The 19,405-nt window shown below is 68.0% G+C and carries 18 protein-coding genes; 13 read left to right on the top strand and 5 right to left on the bottom strand.

Translation table 11 applies throughout. The features are described from left to right. Nucleotides 1-89 precede the first annotated feature (89 nt). The 8 genes from ABD768_RS07695 (at nt 90) to ABD768_RS07660 (ending at nt 7,098) form a co-directional block, all read left to right on the top strand. Nucleotides 90-269, top strand: coding sequence for a DUF5302 domain-containing protein (locus ABD768_RS07695; RefSeq protein ID WP_328328093.1), 180 nt, complete (start codon nt 90-92; stop codon nt 267-269). Nucleotides 270-431: 162 nt separating this feature from the next. Next, a complete protein-coding gene (locus ABD768_RS07690; protein WP_344838861.1) occupies nt 432-1,133 on the top strand; it encodes a GntR family transcriptional regulator in 702 nt (233 codons plus the stop codon). A gap of 322 nt (nt 1,134-1,455) precedes the next feature. Continuing rightward, nucleotides 1,456-2,556, top strand: a complete 1,101-nt coding sequence (locus ABD768_RS07685; RefSeq protein ID WP_344838858.1) for a TIGR03364 family FAD-dependent oxidoreductase — start codon at nt 1,456-1,458, stop codon at nt 2,554-2,556. After that, nucleotides 2,553-3,233: a phosphonatase-like hydrolase gene (locus tag ABD768_RS07680; protein ID WP_344838855.1), complete on the top strand. Its 681-nt coding sequence runs from the start codon at nt 2,553-2,555 to the stop codon at nt 3,231-3,233. Before ABD768_RS07685 ends, ABD768_RS07680 begins: the two co-directional genes overlap by 4 nt. Further along, nucleotides 3,233-4,279 (top strand): 2-aminoethylphosphonate ABC transporter substrate-binding protein, encoded by a 1,047-nt coding sequence (locus ABD768_RS07675; protein WP_344838852.1) that lies wholly within the window; start codon nt 3,233-3,235, stop codon nt 4,277-4,279. The genes ABD768_RS07680 and ABD768_RS07675 overlap by 1 nt, the downstream gene beginning before the upstream one ends. Beyond that, nucleotides 4,276-5,463, top strand: coding sequence for an ABC transporter ATP-binding protein (locus ABD768_RS07670; RefSeq protein ID WP_344838849.1), 1,188 nt, complete (start codon nt 4,276-4,278; stop codon nt 5,461-5,463). The genes ABD768_RS07675 and ABD768_RS07670 overlap by 4 nt, the downstream gene beginning before the upstream one ends. 80 nt (nt 5,464-5,543) lie before the next feature. Continuing rightward, entirely contained in the window at nt 5,544-6,317 is a 774-nt protein-coding gene (locus ABD768_RS07665; RefSeq protein ID WP_344838847.1) for a 2-aminoethylphosphonate ABC transporter permease subunit, read from the top strand. Then, nucleotides 6,301-7,098: an ABC transporter permease gene (locus ABD768_RS07660; RefSeq protein WP_344838844.1), complete on the top strand. Its 798-nt coding sequence runs from the start codon at nt 6,301-6,303 to the stop codon at nt 7,096-7,098. The genes ABD768_RS07665 and ABD768_RS07660 overlap by 17 nt, the downstream gene beginning before the upstream one ends. A gap of 81 nt (nt 7,099-7,179) precedes the next feature. Here ABD768_RS07660 and ABD768_RS07655 read toward each other — a convergent pair whose 3' ends face one another. Together ABD768_RS07655 and ABD768_RS07650 are read right to left on the bottom strand one after the other, a co-directional pair. Further along, nucleotides 7,180-9,282: an alpha/beta hydrolase gene (locus tag ABD768_RS07655; protein WP_344838841.1), complete on the bottom strand. Its 2,103-nt coding sequence runs from the start codon at nt 9,280-9,282 to the stop codon at nt 7,180-7,182. A 47-nt stretch (nt 9,283-9,329) separates the two neighbouring features. Further along, nucleotides 9,330-10,397, bottom strand: a complete 1,068-nt coding sequence (locus ABD768_RS07650; RefSeq protein ID WP_344838839.1) for a class I SAM-dependent methyltransferase — start codon at nt 10,395-10,397, stop codon at nt 9,330-9,332. A gap of 90 nt (nt 10,398-10,487) precedes the next feature. On the opposite strand from ABD768_RS07650, the gene ABD768_RS07645 reads away from it, so the two are divergent. From ABD768_RS07645 to ABD768_RS07630, 4 genes are all read left to right on the top strand, one after another. Next, on the top strand, nt 10,488-13,199 hold the full coding sequence (locus ABD768_RS07645) for a helix-turn-helix transcriptional regulator (RefSeq protein WP_344838837.1): 2,712 nt from the start codon (nt 10,488-10,490) through the stop codon (nt 13,197-13,199). A gap of 40 nt (nt 13,200-13,239) precedes the next feature. Next, nucleotides 13,240-14,211 (top strand): phosphotransferase family protein, encoded by a 972-nt coding sequence (locus ABD768_RS07640; RefSeq protein WP_344838834.1) that lies wholly within the window; start codon nt 13,240-13,242, stop codon nt 14,209-14,211. A gap of 53 nt (nt 14,212-14,264) precedes the next feature. Then, a complete protein-coding gene (locus ABD768_RS07635) occupies nt 14,265-14,903 on the top strand; it encodes a DedA family protein (RefSeq protein ID WP_343982493.1) in 639 nt (212 codons plus the stop codon). A gap of 78 nt (nt 14,904-14,981) precedes the next feature. Next, a complete protein-coding gene (locus tag ABD768_RS07630) occupies nt 14,982-16,166 on the top strand; it encodes a polysaccharide deacetylase family protein (RefSeq protein ID WP_343982496.1) in 1,185 nt (394 codons plus the stop codon). Here the strand turns inward: ABD768_RS07630 and ABD768_RS07625 are convergent. Beyond that, nucleotides 16,156-16,983 carry an acyltransferase domain-containing protein gene (locus tag ABD768_RS07625; protein WP_343982499.1) on the bottom strand — a complete coding sequence of 276 codons (828 nt, stop codon included), beginning with the start codon at nt 16,981-16,983 and terminating at the stop codon, nt 16,156-16,158. The genes ABD768_RS07630 and ABD768_RS07625 overlap by 11 nt on opposite strands. Before the next feature lie 106 nt (nt 16,984-17,089). Here ABD768_RS07625 and ABD768_RS07620 point away from each other — a divergent pair, with 106 nt between their 5' ends. Beyond that, on the top strand, nt 17,090-17,632 hold the full coding sequence (locus tag ABD768_RS07620) for a GNAT family N-acetyltransferase (protein WP_344838830.1): 543 nt from the start codon (nt 17,090-17,092) through the stop codon (nt 17,630-17,632). A gap of 46 nt (nt 17,633-17,678) precedes the next feature. On the opposite strand, the gene ABD768_RS07615 is transcribed toward ABD768_RS07620, so the two are convergent. Together ABD768_RS07615 and ABD768_RS07610 are read right to left on the bottom strand one after the other, a co-directional pair. After that, entirely contained in the window at nt 17,679-17,966 is a 288-nt protein-coding gene (locus ABD768_RS07615) for a 4a-hydroxytetrahydrobiopterin dehydratase (RefSeq protein ID WP_343982505.1), read from the bottom strand. A 20-nt stretch (nt 17,967-17,986) separates the two neighbouring features. After that, nucleotides 17,987-19,381: an MFS transporter gene (locus ABD768_RS07610; RefSeq protein WP_344838826.1), complete on the bottom strand. Its 1,395-nt coding sequence runs from the start codon at nt 19,379-19,381 to the stop codon at nt 17,987-17,989. Nucleotides 19,382-19,405 lie beyond the last annotated feature (24 nt).

The raw sequence follows: 19,405 nt of genomic DNA, 5'->3' as shown, positions 1-19,405 counted from the left end.
GAGATGGGGGCCGCTGATAATCGGTGGCGTGGTGGTGGGCACAATTGGTTAGCTAGAGGTTGAATGCCTGACGGTTTGAAGGAGACGGTATGAGCGACACGCCCAGCGAGCCGGCCAAGGACGATCTGCAGAAGAAGTTCCGCGAGGCGCTGGCCAAGAAGAACCAGCAGCACGACTCGCACCCCGGGAGTGGGCCGCGGCACGAAGGTGTCGGCGAGGCCCACAACGACAAGCAGAAGCGCCAGTTCCGGCGCAAGTCCGGCAGCTGAATTCCGCCGCCCATCCATCCACCTCGAGCCCCGGGTTGCCGCCCGGGGCTCTAGCTTTTCCCCGGTACTTTCCCGGTACTACGTACGCGGGCCTGCCCCACGGCTGTCCGCCTGTGACGACGCGTGCTCGTCGCGCCGGGAAGTCCGGATATCGTCTGGCGGGTGAGCGTGCCGCTGCATTTCGCCGTCAAGACCCGGCTCGTCGGGCTGCTCGAGGAACTCGGTGAAGGGGCCGCGTTGCCGCCCGAGCGGACGCTGGCGAAGGAGTTCGGCGTCTCCCGGTGGACGATGCGGCAGGCGATCCGCGAGCTGATCGCGGACGGCCGGCTGCGGGCGCGGCAGGGGCAGGGGACGTTCGTGGCGACGCCGAAGCTGATCCAGCCGTTGGCGCTGGTGAGCTATACGGAGGCGTTGCGGGCGCAGGGGCAGCAGCCTGGGCGCGAGCTGGTGGCCTTCGAGGAGATCGAGGCGGACGAGTTGCTGTCCGAGCAGCTCGGGATCACGGTCGGTGATCCGGTATATCGGCTGGAGCGGGTGTTGCTCGCTGATGGGCAGCCGATCGGGTTGGAGACGACGTACATGTCGGTGGCGCGTTTCCCGACGTTGCGCGACGTGCTCAAGCCGGAGGGGTCGCTGTATCGCTGCCTGACGGATGAGCTGGGCGTCCGCTTCGGCGAGGGCGAGGAACTGGTCGAGACGGTGATCGCGACCCCGCGCGAGGCCGATCTCCTGAAGGCGACCCAGTCCCTCCCGATGCTGCTCCTCCACCGCACCAGCCGCGACACCGACGGCCGCCCGATCGAGGCGGTCCGCTCCCTGTATCGGGGCGATCGAGTCGGCTTCCGCGCGACCCTCCGTCCCTAGCCGGTACTACGGACGCCGCGCTCAGCCTCGCCCTCACCCCGCGACGTTTCAGGGGTTAACCCCTGAAACGGTGGGTTGCCCCCCGAGTATCTCAAGGTGCAACCCACAATCTGCGGGGTTAACCCCTGAAACGGCGCGGGGCGGGGGCGGGGTGGGCGGGACGGCGCGGGGTGGGCGGGACGGCGCGGGTGGGGCAGGTGGGTGGGGGAGGTGGCTTTGGTGGGTGGGGTGGTGGGTGGGGCACTGGTTGTTTGGGCGGGGTTCATCTGGTGGTTGGGGGGAGTCGGGCTGGGTGTAATTGGTCCGGACCAATCTTGGAGGCATGCGGATTGTGGTGGTTGGTGGTGGCGTGCTGGGGACGTTTCATGCGTGGGAGGGGGTGAGGCGTGGGTATGACGTGGTCCAGATCGAGCGGGAGCGCGAGGGCCGCGGGGCCAGCGTCCGGAACTTCGGGCTGGTCTGGGTCAGCGGCCGGGCCGTGGGCGCCGAGCTGGAGGCCGCCTTGCGGGCCCGGGAGCTGTGGGAGCGCGTGCCCGGGATCGGTTTCCGCCCGGCCGGCTCGCTGACCGTCTGCCGGACCGAGGATGAGCTGGCCGTAGCCAAGGAGGCTGCCGGCAAGCCTGATGCGGCCGCACGTGGCTTCCAACTGCTCGACGCCGAGCAGACCACAAACCGCAACCCCGCGCTCAAGGGCGACCTCCTCGGCGCTCTCTGGTGTGAGCGGGACGCGATCGTCGAGCCGCGCAAGGTGCTCCGCGAGTTGCGGGCCGAACTGGAGAAGTCCGGTCGGTACCAGTTCGTCCCCGGCCGTGAGGTCCGTGACGTCAGTACCGGCGAGGTGCGGGACGACCACGGCGAGATCCACGCGGCCGACGAGATCTTCCTCTGCACCGGCGCCTGGCACAGCGGGCTGATCCGCGAGCTGGCCGGCGAGCTGCCGGTACGCCGGGTCCGGCTGCAGATGATGCAGACGGCTCCGCTCGACGAGCAGCTCACGACGGCAGTCGCCGACGCGGACAGTTTCCGGTACTACCCGGCGTACCAGGGAATGGCGCTCGATGCGCTCAAGCAGACGCCTCAGGCAACTGTTGCCGCCGACAACGCGATGCAGCTGCTGATGGTCCAGCGGGCCGACGGCGGGCTGACGATCGGTGACACGCACGAATACGCGGAGCCGTTCGGCTTCGACGTACAGAGCGATCCCTACGACTACCTGAGGTCGACGGTCGAGAGCCTGCTCGGGCGCGAGCTGCCGCCGGTCGTACGCCGGTGGGCGGGCGTCTACTCGCAGGCCACCGAGGCCGAGATCGCCGTACGCCGAACCGTCGCCGACAACGTCACGCTCGTCACCGGTCCCGGCGGCCGCGGCATGACGATGTCGCCCGCGATCGCCGAGACCAGCTACTCGGCGGCAGGACTGTGATCCAGCTCGTGGTGCTCGACATGGCCGGTACTACGGTTGCCGACGACGGCCTGGTCGAGAAGGCGTTCACCCAGGCGATCGGTGCCCAAGGCATCGAATCCGGCAGCCCGAAGTACGACGGGATGCTGGCCCATGTCCGGGCGACGATGGGGGAGTCGAAGATCACCGTCTTCCGGGATCTGCTCGACAACGACGAGGCGGCGGCGCAACAGGCCAACCAGGCGTTCGAGACCGCGTACGGGATGCTCGTCGACGAAGGTCACAGCGCCCCGGTCGACGGCGCCGAGGACGCGATCCGCGAGCTCAGGAGCCGTGGGATCAAGGTCTGTCTGACCACCGGATTCTCCGAGACGACGCAGCAGCGGATCCTCGGCGCGCTCGGCTGGAAGAACCTCGCCGACCTCACCCTCTGCCCCGCGCAGGCGGGTCGCGGCCGGCCGTACCCGGACATGGTCCTCAAGGCATTGCTCGAACTGAAAGCCGATGCCGTGGCCGACGTGGCCGTGGCCGGCGACACGGCGTACGACATGACCACGGGGGTCCGGGCCGGTGCCGGGATCGTCGCCGGGGTCCTCACCGGTGCCCATGGCAACGATCAGCTCGTTGCCGCGGGTGCCACGCATGTACTCGAGTCGGTCCGGGACCTGCCCGGCCTGCTAGCCAAAACGGAGTTGTGATGTTCCGCTCGCGTGTCCTCACCGGTCTGCTCGCCGGTGCCCTGCTCACCTCGCTCGTCGCCTGCGGTGGTACCGGCGCAGCCTCCACCAACGGGGCCGGTGACTCCAGCGGCAAGGTCGTCACCGTCTACAGCGCTGATGGTCTGGCCGATTGGTACAAGACCAGGTTCGACGCCTTCACCAAGCAGACCGGTACCAAGGTGCAGCTGGTCGAGGCCGGTTCGGGTGAGGTCGTCTCCCGGCTGCAGAAGGAGAAGTCGAACCCGCAGGCTGACGTCGTCATCACACTGCCGCCGTTCATTCAGAAGGCGTCGGCCGACAAGCTGCTGCAGGACTATCAGGTTCCGGGCAGTGACCAGGTCAAGGGGCCGAAGGCCGCCGACTACGTGACCGTGATCGACAACTACCTGAGCTTCATCGCGAACCCGTCGAAGGGTGCGCTGCCGAAGACGTTCGACGAGCTGCTGGATCCGCGCTTCAAGGGCAAGATCCAGTACTCGACGCCTGGGCAGGCCGGCGACGGTACTGCGGTGTTGCTGTTGCTACAGCACCTTCTTGGCAAGGAGGGGGCGCTCGACTATCTGAAGAAGCTCGAGGCGAACAACGTCGGGCCGTCCGCGTCCACCGGCAAGCTGCAGCCGAAGGTGAGCAAGGGTGAGATCTACCTGGCCAACGGCGACGTGCAGATGAACCTGACCTCGATCGCCAACGACAAGTCGGCCTTCCAGGTGTTCTTCCCGGCGACGGCTGATGGGAAGCGCAGTACGGTCGCTCTGCCGTATGTGATGGGGCTCGGCGCGGGGGCGCCGAACAAGGATGGTGGCGAGAAGCTGATGACGTACCTGCTCTCGCCTGAAGCGCAGCAGACGGTCTCCGGGGATGCCTTCGGGATTCCGGCTCGGGCGGACGTCCAGCCGACTGATGCGAACTACCAGTCGGTGCTCAAGGCAATGGCTGGGGTGGAGGTCTGGCAGCCGGATTGGAACGCAGTGCTTGCCTCGCTTGATGCGGATGTCGCGGCGTACGACAAGGCAGTTCAGGGATGACTGTTCGGCTCGAGGATGTGACCGTCCAGTTCGGTCAGACGGTCGCGCTGGAGGGGCTCGATCTCACGGTCGCGGCTGGTGAGACGGTGGCGTTGCTCGGGCCGTCGGGGTCGGGCAAGTCGACTGCCTTGAAGGCGGTTGCGGGGTTTGTGCGGCCTACTCGGGGGCGGGTTTGGCTGGGCGGGCAGGACGTCACCGGCGTACCGCCGGCTCGGCGTGGGATTGGGGTGGTGGTGCAGCAGTATGCGCTGTTCCCGCATCTCCGGGTTGCCGACAACGTCGCCTTCGGGTTGAAGGCGGCTCGCAAGCCGAAGGCGGAGGTCGCTCGGCGGGTTGCTGAGATGCTCGAGATGGTGGGGATGGCGAAGTTCGCTCGCCGGTATCCGCGGGAGTTGTCCGGTGGGCAGCAGCAGCGGGTCGCCATCGCCCGGGCACTCGCCATCCAACCGCCGGTACTGCTGCTCGACGAGCCGTTGGCTGCGTTGGATGCACAGTTGCGCGCCGACCTGCTGGGCGAACTGCAGAAGCTCCGGCGCGAGGTACCGGACGTGGCGATCATCTACGTAACCCACGACCAGTCCGAGGCGCTCGCGCTGGCCGACCGAATCGCCGTCATGCGAGATGCTCGACTTGTCGACATCGCGCCGGCAGCCGACCTCTACGCCACCCCACCCACAGCCTTCACCGCCTCCTTCCTGGGCGGCGCCAATCTCCTCCCGGTCGAGGTGGAGGAGGAAGAAGTCCGTCTTGCTGGACAGCAGGTCAAGGGCCTTCGGCCGCCAGCGGCAGGCGGGCGCCGGTACGACGTTCCCGCGTCGGGAGACGAGGGCGAGGTGGCCGCCGGCCGCCGACTCGGCGAGGAGTTGCTGCTTTGCATCCGGCCGCACGCCATCAAACTCACCGACCGCGCCGGCGGCGCCAGCGCGGTCGGCGGAAGTAGTGGGGGCGCGGCCGGAAGCGGTGGGCCTGACGGTGGCGACGGCGTTGATCGGTGGGCGGCGCAGTTGGTGGCCGCGCAGTGGCGTGGGGCGTCCAGTCGGTTGACTTGTGCGATCGATGGGTTGCCGGGGGTGGCGGTGCAGGTCGACGTACCGGCTGGTGGGCGGGTGCCTGCGGTGGGGGCGAAGGTGTCGATCGAACTGCCGGTTGAGGCTTGTACTTTGGTTGCGGCGGAGGGGCGCTGATGGCGGTTGAGGCGTTGGGGACGCCGCTTGCTCTAGGCAACCAAGGTTCGTCGAGGCGGGTCGGTCGGTCGGTGTGGTTGGTGCCGCCGCTGCTGGTGTTGGTGGGGCTGGTTGTTTATCCGTTGGTGTTGGTGGCGCAGGAGTCGTTCACCGGCGGGTTCGCGACCTGGCGGGCGGTGGTGGGGTCGGGGGAGTTTCGGGCTGCGTTGGTGCGGACCGTGCAGATCGCGGTCTGTTCGACGGTTGGGTGCATGGTGGTGGGGACGTTTCTGGCGGTGGTGATCAGTTACGTGCCGTTTCCGGGGGCTCGGGTGATCGCCGGGATGGTTGACGCGATGCTGGCGTTGCCGTCGTTCCTGGTGGCGTTGTCGTTCACGTTCGTTTACGGGTCGGCGGGAGTGCTGGGGGCGCTGGTTGGGGACAGCGGGTTCTTGACTACGCCGTGGGCGGTGATTCTGGCGGAGATCACCTTCTATACGCCGTTCGTGATGCGGCCGCTGCTCGGGGCGATGGGGCAGATTCCGCGGGTGCAGCTCGATGTCGCGGCGAGTCTCGGCGGTGGGCCTTGGCGAGTGCTCCGGCAGGTCGTACTGCCTGAGGTGAGGCCGGCCTTGGCGGCGGGTGGCGGGTTGACTTTGTTGTTGACGCTCAATGAGTTCGGGATCGTGTTGTTCCTCGGGGCGCGGGATACGACGACGTTGCCGATGCTGGTGCACACCAAGGGCATCGTGATGTTCGACTACCCGGGCGCGTGCGTGATCGCGGTCGTCCAGGTAGTGCTCTCGATCGGCCTGTACGTCGCCATGCGCGCCGTTCTGACCCGGCAAGGAGGCCGCCGTGCTGCTCTGGACTAAGCCGGGCAAGCTCGTCGCCTGGGTCGCGTTCGCACTCGTCTTCGGCGTACTCGTCCTAGCGCCCTTCATCGTCGTCGCGGCGGCCGCCTTCGCGGGCAGCTGGAACGGGGTGTTCCCGTCCGGCCCGACCGGGTCGCATCTGATTGAGGCGTTGTCGGGCGACGAGTTGGCCTCGCTCACGGTCAGTCTGCAGACGGCGTTCCTCGGCGGGTTGCTCGCGGTTGCCCTCGGTACGTGGGCCGCGCTCGCAGCACGCAGCGCGTCGAAATCCCTTGCCCGGTTGGCGGATGCGCTGCATCACCTGCCGATCGCAGTACCGTCAGTAGTCGTAGGCCTCAGCCTGCTCGTCGCGTTCTCGCGCCAGCCGGTACTGCTCAACGGCACCAAGTGGATCGTGGTGATCGCGCACCTGGTCCTGATGGTTGCCTTCAGCTACGGAACGGTCGTCGCCGCACTGCAGCGAACAGACGACGCGTACGCCGAAGTCGCCGCCTCGCTCGGAGCGTCGCCCGCACGAGTGCTCTGGCGGATCCGGTTGCCGATGCTCCGTCCGGCGATCGTCTCCGCCGCGAGCTTGTCGATCGCGCTCTCGATGGGCGAGGTCGGCGCCACGATCATGGTCTACCCGGCGTCCTGGCGAACTCTGCCGGTCAGCGTCTTCGCCCTCACCGACCGCGGCCAAACCTTCACCGCCGCGGCCGAGTCGCTCGTGCTGCTAGCGGTAACCGTGGTACTGGTCGTCACGCTGGACCGGCTGCGGGGCCGCTCAGTCGAGCGCTGAACGACGGTCCGCCTGAGCTTGCGCTGGCTGACCAGTCCGGCGGTCGACCGGCATGCCGGCGAGCTCGGTCATCGCGGGCGGTCAGAGGAGTTCGTTGAGGAGGTTGGCGGCGCGGGTGGCGCCGTTGGTGGGGATGGCGAGGTAGTCGATGGGTTGGGTCAGCTGTTTGGCGATCGCCTCGGCGAGGAGTTGTGGATTGCTGGCTGCTTCATAGGGCAGGTGGTGGCCGGCGTTGTGGCGTTCGAGGCGGGCTCGGACGTGGAAGTTCTGCTCGAAGTGGTGCTCGAGTGGCACGTAGATGAAGGGGATGCGAAGGGCGGTCAGCTCCATGCAGGTGGACAGGCCGCCCTGGGTGATGGCGAGGTCCGCTACGGCCAGCTGCTGGTTCAGGTCGGGTAGGTAGCCGTGGATGCTGACGCCTTCGGTGGGTGGTAGGTCGTCCGGGTCGATGCGGGGGCCGGTGACGAAGACGAACTCCAGGCCGGGCACCAGTCGGCGGGCCATGGGTACTGCGTCTAGTACTCGGTGCAGCAGAGCCTTGCCGGCTGCTGATCCGCCTACGCTCACCACACAGCGGGGCTGCTTGCTGCGTGGGCCTGCTGGGGTGGGTGGAGTGGCTCCGATGTAGCCGGTAAAGGTGTAGTTGGTGGTGGCCCAGTCGCGGATCGAGGGGAGGCCGGGGCCGAAGGTGGTGGTGACGATGTCTTCGGGGTCGCCGACGAAGATCGAGTGGTCGCGGAGGCGCGGGTAGCGGGCTCGGTGTTCGAGCATCTCGGCGTTGTAGTCGGCGGTGAGGGCGGCTTCGGCGGGGCCGCCGTCGGGCATCGGGAGCCAGCCGATGAAGTCGGTCAGCCAGGCGTAGCCGAAGTGCTTCAGCTCCGGGTTCTCGTGCAGGAAGTAGTCGACCTCCCACGCTTCGTCGGCGATCACCAGGTCGTAGTAGCGGTCGTCGACCACGTCGGCGAAGGTGAGGAAGTTCGCGACCAGGATCTCGTCCATCCGGCGGATCGCCTGGAACGCGTGCAGGTCGTGGTCGTCGGCCTCGAAGTCGACGTGCGCGGCTTCGCTGATCAACAGGCTGGATGCCGGGTGCACTATTTCGCCGGCATCCTGCAGCACTCTGGTGACGGGATGCTGCGCGAGCCAGTCGAGCTGCAGGTCGGGACGCAGCAGCCGGAGTTCTTGGGCGATGGCCAGGTCGCGTTTCGCATGGCCGAGGCCGATGGGCGACGAGAGGTAGAGAGCTCGGCGGGGGCGGTTGAGTGCGCGTACCCAAGTACGCCGTACCGGCTGCTGCCCAGCGGCGACTACAGGCTGCTGGGCGGTGATGAAGTCTTTCAGGAGGCGGTTGAAGAAGACGGGGTCCCGGGCGTGTGGGGCGTGGCCGCCGCCTTCGATGGTGACCAGGGTGCCGCCGGTCAGCTCGGCCAGGAGTCGAGCGTCGGCAAGCGGTCGTACCGGGTCGTCGGCGCCGTGGACTATGAGCACTGGGCACTGCACAGGTGGCAGCGACGGCTGCTGGGCTTGGCGGGCGGCTTCTGTGTCGACCAGGCGGTCGGGGCCGATCTGTAGACCCCAGCGGACGCCGTCCTCGATCTGCTTACTCGAGTGCGGCTCGATGAAGACCTGGCCGAAGAAGAACTTGAGGAACTCCTCGTAGTCGCCTTCCTGCCAGTAGTAGCGGTTGTACTTCGCCCAGCCCTCGCTGGTCGGCTGGCGCTCGCTCCACAACCCCTTGGGGTCCGGGACGAGGCCGGGTGCGCTCCCCACGCACACGACCCCGCGTACCCGACTCGGCTGAGCCGCAGCCACCTGCAATGCCCAGGGAACGCCACGGGAGAAGCCGACCAATACGCACTCGCTGACCCCAACCGCGTCCAGTACTGCGAGAGTGTCGGCCACGTACTCCGCTTCGGCGTACGCCGCGGCTCCTACCGGCTTACTGGACGCCCCGGAACCCCTGCCGTCGATGGTGACCACCCGGAAGTGCCTGGCCAGGTACGGGACCTGCGCCTTCCACATGCGGGACGGCACGATCGACCAGGTCGGCATCAGTACGACTGTGGGCCCGCCGTTCCCCCTCTCGACGGCGGGCCCGTCCCACACCTGGTACGCGATGGTCACCCCGTCCCGCTCGACCGTCCCCACCTGGTCCGCCGGTCGAGCGGGTCGCTCCGGTTTCATCTCCCTAGCCCCCAAGGCCCTTCGATGTCAGCTATTTCGGCACTGTCTCAGGGCCGGACCTCGAAGACCAGGTTGAACGGGGTCTCGGCCGCAGTACGGAACCGGGTGAAGCCCGCCGCCGTGGTGACGTCGCGGATCCGGGCCGGTCCGGCCTGCGTTCCCAGCGCCAGACCGACGTCCTGGGAGAGCGAAGCCGGAGTACAGAGCAGCGTGGAGAAGCCGTAGTACGCACGGCCGACCGGGTTGAGGTTGTCCTCGACTCGGTCACCTGCCATCGGCTCGACGACCATCCAGGTGCCGTCGGATGCCAGCGACTCGCGTACGTGCTTGGCGGCGCCCACCGGGTCGCCCATGTCGTGCAGCGCGTCGAACGTGGTCACCAGGTCGTACCCGGTTCCGCTGTACTTCGTCGCAGGCGCCACCTCGAACGTCACGCGGTCCGTGACACCTGCCTCGGCCGCACGCCGGCGGGCCGTCTCGATCGACTCCGGGTGGTAGTCCGAGCCGATGAAGGTGGACTGCGGGTACGCCTGTGCCATCAGGATGGTCGAGGCGCCGTGCCCGCAGCCGATGTCGGCCACCCGGGCTCCCGACTCCAGCTTCTGGACCACGTCGTCGAGCGCGGGGAGCCAGCCGGCGATCAGGTTGGCGTTGTAGCCGGGGCGGAAGAAGCGCTCGCAGCCGAGGTGTACGTCGGAGTTGTGCTCGTGCCAGCCGATCCCTGCGCCGCTGCGGGCCGCCTCGATGGTCTCGGTGGTGTGCTGCACGGTGCCGAGCGCGATCTGGAAGAAGCCGGGCAGGAACGCCGGGCTGCTCTCGTCGGTCAGCGCTACAGCCTGTTCCGGTGGCAGTAGGTACTTGCCCGTGTGCGGGTCGTACTCGACGAAACCGCCTGCTGCTTGGGCATTGAGCCACTCGCGGGCGTAGTGCTCACTGGTGGAGGTCTTCTCCGCCAGTTCGGCCGGTGTGGTCGCGCCACCGTCGGCCAGTGCGTGGTAATAGCCGAGGCGGTCGCCCATCACCACCAGCGCGGCGTTGAGCGTCGCGCCTACCTCGCCTACTGCCTGGCCCACGAAGGCCATCAGTTTGTCCATGTCGATCGCAACTGTTGTCATCTCAGTTCCCTCCCTGGATCTGTACTGCGAACCTAGGAAGCGCGGGTAGGTGCTCGCATCAGGTGACCCACCTGGTGTGTACTGCCAGACATGCTGATCGGGCGGGACGCCGAACGGCGGGCGATCGAACGGCTGGTCGCGGGGGCGCGGGTGGGATCCAGCGGGGTACTGCTGATCACCGGGGAACCGGGCATCGGCAAGACAGCTCTCGTGACGGAGGCGGCGATGCTCGCCGCAGGCCTGCGCGTCCTCAAAGCCCAAGGCACCGAAGCCGAACAAGAACTCCCCTTCGGCACCCTCCTCCAACTCCTCCGCCCCGCCCTCGGAGAACTACCCCGCATCCCACCTCCCCAACGCAGAGCACTCTCTGCAGCTCTCGCTCTAGATGACAGTGCTGGTCACCCCAGTGCTGAGGAGCGGTTTGCTGTGGGGGCTGCGGTGTTGAGTTTGGTTTGCCGGTATGCGGAGGGGGCGCCGGTGGTGGTGTTGGTTGATGATGCGCAGTGGGTGGATCTGCCGTCGGCGGAGGCGTTGTTGTTTGCGGCGCGGCGGTTGGTGGCGGATCCGATTGGGCTGGTGATCGCTGCTCGGGCGGGGGAGACGCATCCCTTGGCTGGGGCTGATTTGCCGGAGCTGCGGTTGGGCGGGGTGGGGTTGGCGGCGGCTCAGGAGTTGGTCGCTGGGTTGCCGGTTGATCTGGTCGCTAGCTTGCATCGGACTGTGGCGGGGAACCCGCTGGCGTTGCTGGAGTTGGCTAGGGATCCGGAGCAGTTGCAGCGAGTGCCGCCGGGGGTGCCGGTGCCTGTGCCGGCTCTGCTTGCGGATGCCTTCGCTGCAAGGGCTCACAAGCTCAGCGACGCCGCACAGCGGGCACTGCTCGTTGCCTCGGTGGAGGACGGGGACCTGGGAGTGGTGGCGAGAGCTTGCGATGAGCTTGAAGTAGACGTTGCAGTGCTGGGTGAGGGCGAGCAGGCAGGGCTCATCCACCTCAAGGACGGCAGAGTTGAGTTCAGGCATCCTCTGGTGCGGTCGGCGATCTATGCGAATGCCGAGCCCGCGCAACGCCGCACTGTTCACCTCGCGGTCGCCAACGCAGTACAGGATGCCGACCGCCGGGCCTGGCATCTGTCGGAGACAGTGCTTGGTACAGACGACGTAGTAGCGGCAGCACTGGAGCTAGCGGGCGACCATGCCGTCGACCGAGGAGCACACGCAGTAGCAGCAACCGCCTACGAGCGAGCCGCCCGCCTCACCGGTACTACGAGCGCTCGCGCGCTACGCCTGGTCGCAGCCGGCCAAGCAGCCTGGTTCGCCGGCATGCCCGACCGAGCCGACGCCCTACTCAACGAAGCGCTGACCCTCGACCCACCCGGCCCCGTCCGCACGCAGGCCGACGAACTCCGTGGTGACATCGCAGTGAAGTGTGGCTCCCCAGCACGCGCACGCGACATCCTCGTCGCCGCGGCAGCCGAGACCACCGATCCCGAAGCCGCCGTAGGCCTGCTGGCCGATGTGGTCAACGCCTGCTTCCGTCTAGGCGACGCAGCCACAGCACTGAAGACAGCAGACGACCTGAGCGACCTACTGCAGCAGGTCGAGCGCCCAGGAACACGTGTCATCGGCCTGCTCGCCAGTGGTGTCGCCAAGGTGCTGTCCGGCCGCGGTGGTACCGAGGAGATCCGCCAGGCCATCGAGCTTGCGCCATCGGTCGCCTTGGACCACGACCGGCGACGGCAGGTCTGGATGATGCTCGCACCGATGTTCCTGCGCGAGACCGGCACCGGCAGGGCTCTGATCGAAGCGGCGATGCGCGAACGCCGTGACCAGGTCGCAGTAGGCGTACTACCGGCCGTCCTGTTCCAGCTGGCCCGCGACGACGCGACCACCGACCGGTGGGCCGATGCAGCGGCCTCGTATGACGAAGGCATCCGGCTGAGTCGCGAGACCGGGCAGACCACGGAGCTGGCGAGCAACCTGGCCGGCCTGGCGTGGTTGTTGGCGCACCAGAGTCGCACCGACGAGTGCCGGGCAGCCGCGGCCGAAGCAATGCAGATCGGCGCGGAACGGCAGGTCCACCTCGGGCTGGTCTGGTCGCTGTTCGCGCTGGGCGACCTCGAGCTGGGCAAGGGCGATCCGCAGCGGGCGCTACCGCAGTACGAGCGCTTGGCGGAGGTACTGGCCTCGTTGGGTGTGTTGGACCCCGACCTGTCACCAGCGCCCGAGCTGGTGGAGGTCTACCTGCGCTTGGGGCGAGTTGAGGACGCGAGAACCGCGGCGCGGGTGTTCGCGAAGCAAGCGACCCAGAAAGGGCAGCCCTGGGCGCAGGCGCGTGCTGCCCGCGCGCTGGGGCTGGTCGAGGACGACGAGCAACAGTTCCAGGACGCGCTGGAGTGGCATGCGCGGACGCTGGACGTCTTCGAGTTCGCACGCACACGTCTCGCCTATGGCGGTTGGCTGCGCCGGATGAGGAGGAGAGTGGACGCCCGCGAGCAGCTACGCGAAGCAGTGGCGGCCTTCGACCGGCTGGGCGCACCTGGCTGGGCTGACCAGGCTGCTGCGGAGCTCAAGGCGACAGGGGAGACAGCACGTCGGCGGGAGCCCAGTACCGCGGACGACCTGACTCCACAGGAGCGGCAGATCGCGCTACTGCTCGCCAGCGGCCAGAGCATCCGCAGTGTGGCGGCTCGGCTCTTCCTGAGTCCCAAGACGGTCGAGTACCACCTGCGCAAGGTCTACACGAAGCTGGGCATCCACTCCCGTCCCGAGCTGGCCGAAATCCTCGAGAAGGCCGGCCATCGGTAATTGGCGGGCGGTCTGGGCCGGGGCGTGGCATGGTCCGAGTGTGGATGCTGCGACGTGGACCTCTGAAGAGTGGCTCGGTCAGGCCCGGGCCTGGCTTGATGAGCAGTTGGTGGCTGCTGGTGTCGAGCGGGTGGGGGAGGTGGCTCAGCCGCGGGTGCGGGCGTGGGGGACCGTACTGCGCGCCGACACGACCGCCGGTCCGGTCTGGCTGAAGGCTCCGGGCCCGGCGACGGTCTTCGAAGTACCGCTCTACCGGCTCCTGGCCACGATGGTCCCGCGCTTCGTATTGGACCCCATCGCCATCGACCTCCAGCGCGGCTGGGTGTTGCTGCCGGACGGCGGCCCGACGCTGCGCGAGCAAATCGGCGACCGGGACCTGTCCGAGGTGATGACGCGCGTACTTCCGCAGTACGCCGAACTGCAGCTCGAACTGCAACCGCACGCCGAGGACCTCCTCGCCGCCGGAGTCACCGACATGCGACCGGCTGTGATGCCCCAGCGCTTCGACGAGGCCCTGGAGGTCACCGGCCGGTACGCCGAGACGTCGGGCGACGCCGAGGCCAAAGAGCGGCACGCGTGGATCGCCGGGCAACGCGCGGAGTTCACCGCACGCTGCGCAGACCTGCCCGATCGGGCCAGCCTCGACCACAACGACCTGCACACCAACAACATCCTCGGCGGCCCGGACGACTCGGTGCGTTTCTACGACTGGGGCGACAGCGTGCTCGCCCACTCCTTCAGCAGCATGCTGATCCCATTGCTCGCACTGACCAAGCTCCTCGACGTCGGCCCGGACGACGACCAGGTACGCCGCCCGCGCGACGCCTACCTGGAGGTGTTCGGGAACCCGGCCGAACTGGTCGCCGAGCTCGACCTGGCCTGCTGGATCGGCAAGGTCGCCCGGACGCTGGTCTGGGAACGTTCCCTGCACGGCGACCCCGGCGAGTACGCCGACGCGCCGCTGGAAACTCTGTGGTCCCTGAGGATGAATTCCTGGCACTTCCCCGCCTGAGCGGCCGTCCGCCGATTGGGTCGAGGTTGACATCTGATGGCATGCTTCCTGGGGTGACAGAGTTGATGGAAGCCGCACGGCACCTCCTCGGGATCGCCATGGCTTCGCATTGGCTGATCCTGGTGCTGTTCGTGGCCGCGACCGTCGACGCCGTCTTCCCGGTCGTTCCGAGTGAGGGCCTGGTCGTCACCGCCGGGATGGCCGCTGCCGCCGGCCACCAGAACCTGTTGCTGGTGATCGTCGCCGCGATGGTCGGCTCGGTCATCGGCGAGTCCGTCTGCTACTTCCTCGGCCGGGGCTCCGGTCCCGCGCTGCATCGCTGGATGCGCCGCCAGGAGAAGCGACAACGGATCTTCGAGAAGGTCTCCAAGGCGCTGCACTCACGCGGCGGGCTGATCCTGATGACGGTGCGTTACATCCCGGGCGCGCGGATGGTCGCGACGCTGACCGCGGGCGCCACGGCGTACTCGTTCCGCAAGTTCATCCTGTTCACCATCGCCGGCGTGACGATCGCCTACACCTACGTCGCGCTGCTCGGTTACCTGGGCGGCGACGCGTTCGCGCACGACTCGCTCAAGGCGCTCGCCTTCAGCCTCAGCCTGGCCTTCACCATCGGCCTGGTGATCGAGACCACCCGCCGGGTCGCCAACAAGCGCAAGGCGATGGCGGCGGCGAAGGTCACAGCCGGGTAACGATCAACCGTTCGCTTTCCGCGCGAACGCGTGTCCCCGGCCAACCCGGGCGGCGGTCCGTGCGTCAGTAGAGGCGTGGTGAGGCCCGCAGTACTGCGTTTGCTGACCTGTACCGTCGTGATGGCGGCACTGGTCGGTGGCTGTGCCGACGTCCCACTCGATGGGGCTGCACCCGGCGGCAACCCGTCTGCGCCCACCAAAACCCCGACCAAGAAGCCGAGCAAGCCGCCCACGAGCCACACCCCCAGCCATACACCGAGCGTGACGCCGGATCCGTCGACCACGCTTCCGCCGGGAGTGAAGGCACCGGCCGCCGCGCCGGTCACGCGGAGGTTCCCGAAGACGCTGAGGAACGGCAAGCCACCGCTGTTCGTGGTCATCTCGTTCGACGGCGCCGGCGATCTGCCGCTCTGGGCGCACTGGCGGGCCGTCGCCAAGCAGGTCAACGCCCGGATGACGTTCTTCCTGTCCGGCCCGTACCTCTACCCGCAGTCGCACAAGACCAACTACAAGCCGCCGTACAAGAAGCCCGGCTCGTCCGACATCGGCTGGGGCGATCCCGAGAAGATCCTGCGCCGGGCGGTCGTACTGCGTCAGGCGATCGCCGAGGGCCACGAGATCGGTACGCACGCCAACGGGCACTTCTGCGGCAAGGACGGCATCGACCGCTGGACCGGCCCGCAGTGGACCAAGGAGCTGACCGCCTTCGACGCGATGGTGCGCACCGGCCCGACCGTGGCCGCGGGCAAGACGCTCGCGCCGCCGTTCGATCCGAGCACGGTCAAGGGGATGCGAACTCCATGCCTGGAGGGCAACAGGCCGGCGTACCGGGCAGTGATGAAGCAGCGCGGGATGCTGTACGACGCCTCCGAGCCCGGCTACATCGCCTGGCCGAAGAAGGAGGACGGGCTGTGGAACTTCCCACTGCAGTCCGTGCAGCTCGCGGGCACGCACAAGAACACGCTGACGATGGACTACAACCTCTGGTACAGCCAGACAGAGGCGCATGAGGCACCGGCTGCGCATGCGCCCGCCCTCAAGGCACAGGTGCTCGCCACCTACCGCATGGCGCTGGCCCGCTCCCGGGCGGGCGGCAACCCGCCGCTGTTCCTCGGCAACCACTTCAACCGCTGGAACAACAGTGTGTACTCCGATGCGCTCACCAGCTTCGTCCAGGAGACCTGCACGCAGCAGGACGTCCGCTGCGTCTCCAACATCGAACTGGTCAACTGGCTGACCCGGTACGGCGTACCTAAAGCCTGAGGTAGCCGAACGCGTTCTGCCAGGTGCCGCCGGCCTTGATGCGGGCGACGATCAGGCGCTGCAGGGTGGTGTCCTGCGGGAAGTCGTCCAGGTGGTCGAGGTCATGGCTGCGGAAGGTGAAGAAGATCGCGCTGTCCTGCGAGTCGCGCGGTACGCCGTACGGGGTGAAGCGGCGGCCGAAGCGAACCATGTTGGAGTCCTGCGGCAGGTTGTCGAGCAGGTACGGATCGAGCAGCCAGGAGCCGAGGGTCGCGGTCTTGACCGGGTACTCCGGGAAGACGCGCGGGAAGAACTCACGAGCCTGCGCGAAGCTGTCGTCGATCGCCTCGGGTGTCAGCGGGCCGGTCTCCGGGATGTGGACGCCGATCACCCATTCGCCGGGCTCGGTCCCCGGCACCGGGTTGCTGTCCGGCACCTGGTGGAGCATGAACTGCAGCCGGCCGAGCGCGAAGATCATCCCGGTCCAGTGGATGCCCAGCCACCAGTGCGTGGCCAGCCCGTACTCCCCGAAGGTGCGGCGATGGACGTCCAACTGCTTGCCGAGGTCGGCCAGGGTCGCCCAGCTGATCTCGTCGCTGATGCCGCGCTGCTGGTGGTACCGCCTGATGTCGGGCAGCGTCTCCAGGAGCGCCGCCACCGTGTTCCGCGGGTCGTCCGGCATCTTGACGGACTCACCCTCCGCCGGGAACGTCCCGATCGCGGCCCGGATCTGCCCGGCCAGCTCCGCGACGACGACCGGATCAGCCTCGAACTTCTCCGCGTCCTCCCGATCGGCATCGGTGAAACCCAGCAGTCGGTACTCCTCAACGGTGGTCACGCCCCAACCGTAGTCGTTGGATAGTTACGAGTCCCCGCCATTTCCCGCCAGTCCGCCCGCCAAGACGGCGGCGGGCGGCGGGCTCACGGTCCCTAGGATCGGATCCATGGTTGAGTTCCGGCCGGCGGATGCCGGCGATGCCGAGCAGGTCGCAGGGCTGCACGCGGACAGTTGGCGGCGGCATTATCGCGGGGCGTTCGCTGACGCGTTCCTCGATGGGGAGCTGGTCGCGGAGCGGGTAGGGGTGTGGTCGAAGCGACTGGGGGATCCGGAGGGGACGGCGACGATCGTCGCGGAGATTGATGGGGAGTTTGTCGGGTTCGTGCATGTGATGTTCGATCTCGACCCGGTGTGGGGAAGCCTGGTCGACAACCTGCATGTGGATCACAGGCAGCAGCGGGGTGGGATCGGCAGGCAGTTGCTGGCGCGGGCGGCGCGGGCTGTGGTCGAGCAGGCGCGGGGCGACGCGATGTATCTGTGGGTGCTGGAGCAGAACGTTGCGGCGCAGCAGTTCTACATTGCGGTCGGAGCCAAGCATGTGGAGACCGCGCCGGTGGCACCGCCCGGCGGCGATCCGGCCCGCCTCAACGGAGAGCCCAATGGCTTCCGCATGGCGTGGCCGGACGCGGCGTCCTTCGGCTCCGCCTGACCGGCGCAGGCCGGCTCCGGCTGAGCTGCGGTGGAGGGTGCGCGGGTCAGCCTGCGGCGGTGTCGATGTGGCGGGCGAGGACCAGGTCGTCGTCGGTGAGGCCGCCGGCCTCGTGGTTGGTGACCCGGAAGGTGATCGTGGTGTAGCGGATGTCGATGTCGGGATGGTGGTTCATCGACTCGGCCAGCTGGGCGACGGTCGCGACCAGCCGGATGCCGTCCATGAACGAGTCCTTCTTCACGCTGCGCACCAGCGCGTTGTCCACGACCTTCCACTCCGGCAGGTGGTCGCGCAACGCGGCATCGATCTGGTCATCGGTCAGCAGCTCAGACATGAGCCACACTCTAGTCCTACTTACTGTTTGGTACGGATACGGTTTGCGGCTCCAAGCGCGGCGAGGGCCAGGCCCGCGCTCGTCGCGATGATGGCGCCGAAGACCCAGGCGCCGGGGGCGTCGGCCTCGAGGGCGAGCAGGGTGCCGCTGACGGCGAGCGCGGTGGCGATGCTCATCGTGCCGGCCATCTGCGCGGCGCTGACGTTGCGGCCGGAGTTGTTGTCGTCGGACAGGCCGAGGGTGAGCACCGACAGGCTGGACGAGCTGAGCCCCATGCCGATGCCGGCGACCGTCCAGCCGATCAGACCGAGCCAGATGAGGCCGTCGGTCCAGGCGAGGAGCGACGTGCCGGCCAGTCCAACCGTCATCAGGGTCAGGCCTGTTCGGAGTACCGTCACTCGCTGGATGCCGTGGTCGCGGCCTTGCAGCCAAGAGCCGAAGGCCCAGCTGACGCCGGTGATCGACAGTGTGACGCCTGCGTGCGACGGGCTGAAGTCGTACCGCAGGGTCAGCAGCAGCGGTAGATAGGCGCCGGTTCCGGCGAAGGCCGCACCGGTCAGTCCCCGTACTGCGACGACCGAAGGAAACCCGCGCCGGAGTACGAAGGTGCCGGCCGGCATCACCCGGACCGCCGCGACGCCCAGCACCAGCAAACTCACCAGAATCGTCAACCCTGCAAGGAAATGGTGCCGCTCCAGCTGATCGCCCGCCAGCGTCATCGAGAAGAGCGCGACGGACGCACCGAACGCCCAGGGCATCGCCGCCCGCCACGCGGTCAGGGCCGCGGCATCCTCGGTACTCCGCTCAGGCGCGGGCGTCCGCTTGGAGAGCCGCATCGCCGGCTGGAGCAGGAACCAGCTCGGCACGAGCAGCGCGACCGCGCCGAGGAACACCCAGCGCCAGCCGACCTGCTCGGTCACGAACCCGGTCAGCACCGGACCGGCCACCGACGGGAGGATCCACATCGCCGCGAACAACGAGAACATCCGCGGGCGCAGTACGGCGGGAAGCGTCCGGGCGACGAGCACCATCAACGCGACGTCGAGCAGCCCTTCCGCCAGGCCGCTCAGCAACCGTCCGGCCACCACCATCGGCATCCCTTGCGCGGTACCGACGAGCAACTGGGCCAGGGCGAAAGCGATCGCGCCGGCCCGCAACGCCGGGATCGGCCCGCGACGATCGGCCCATTGACCGGCGATCGCGAGCGCGACCAGGTAGCTCGCGTTGGGAGCCGCATTCGCCAGCCCGAACAGGCCCAGCGCGTCGAACTCCCGGACCATCGTCGGCAACGCGGTCCCGACCGCGCGGTTCTCGAACGCGCCCAGCGTGACCAGCGCGACAGCGCCGAACACCAGTGGCAGATGTGGCCCGCTGAACAGTCGCGGTGGTTTCGTGGGGACCTCGGTCGCAGACATGGGCCCCATGGTTGAACTTAAAGT

This window comes from Kribbella ginsengisoli (assembly GCF_039537185.1).
Taxonomy (GTDB): Bacteria; Actinomycetota; Actinomycetes; order Propionibacteriales; family Kribbellaceae; genus Kribbella; species Kribbella koreensis.
This window is presented reverse-complemented; position numbering and strand designations above follow the sequence as displayed.

Excerpts from the sequence above, each read along its gene's own strand:
- ABD768_RS07685 (WP_344838858.1), top strand. The coding sequence starts at position 1,456 with ATGCGGATTGTGGTGGTTGGTGGTGGCGTGCTGGGGACGTTTCATGCG.
- ABD768_RS07620 (WP_344838830.1), top strand. The coding sequence starts at position 17,090 with ATGGTTGAGTTCCGGCCGGCGGATGCCGGCGATGCCGAGCAGGTCGCA.
- ABD768_RS07650 (WP_344838839.1), bottom strand. The coding sequence starts at position 10,397 with ATGACAACAGTTGCGATCGACATGGACAAACTGATGGCCTTCGTGGGC.
- ABD768_RS07675 (WP_344838852.1), top strand. The coding sequence starts at position 3,233 with ATGTTCCGCTCGCGTGTCCTCACCGGTCTGCTCGCCGGTGCCCTGCTC.
- ABD768_RS07695 (WP_328328093.1), top strand. The coding sequence starts at position 90 with ATGAGCGACACGCCCAGCGAGCCGGCCAAGGACGATCTGCAGAAGAAG.
- ABD768_RS07645 (WP_344838837.1), top strand. The coding sequence starts at position 10,488 with ATGCTGATCGGGCGGGACGCCGAACGGCGGGCGATCGAACGGCTGGTC.
- ABD768_RS07670 (WP_344838849.1), top strand. The coding sequence starts at position 4,276 with ATGACTGTTCGGCTCGAGGATGTGACCGTCCAGTTCGGTCAGACGGTC.
- ABD768_RS07615 (WP_343982505.1), bottom strand. The coding sequence starts at position 17,966 with ATGTCTGAGCTGCTGACCGATGACCAGATCGATGCCGCGTTGCGCGAC.
- ABD768_RS07655 (WP_344838841.1), bottom strand. The coding sequence starts at position 9,282 with ATGAAACCGGAGCGACCCGCTCGACCGGCGGACCAGGTGGGGACGGTC.
- ABD768_RS07610 (WP_344838826.1), bottom strand. The coding sequence starts at position 19,381 with ATGTCTGCGACCGAGGTCCCCACGAAACCACCGCGACTGTTCAGCGGG.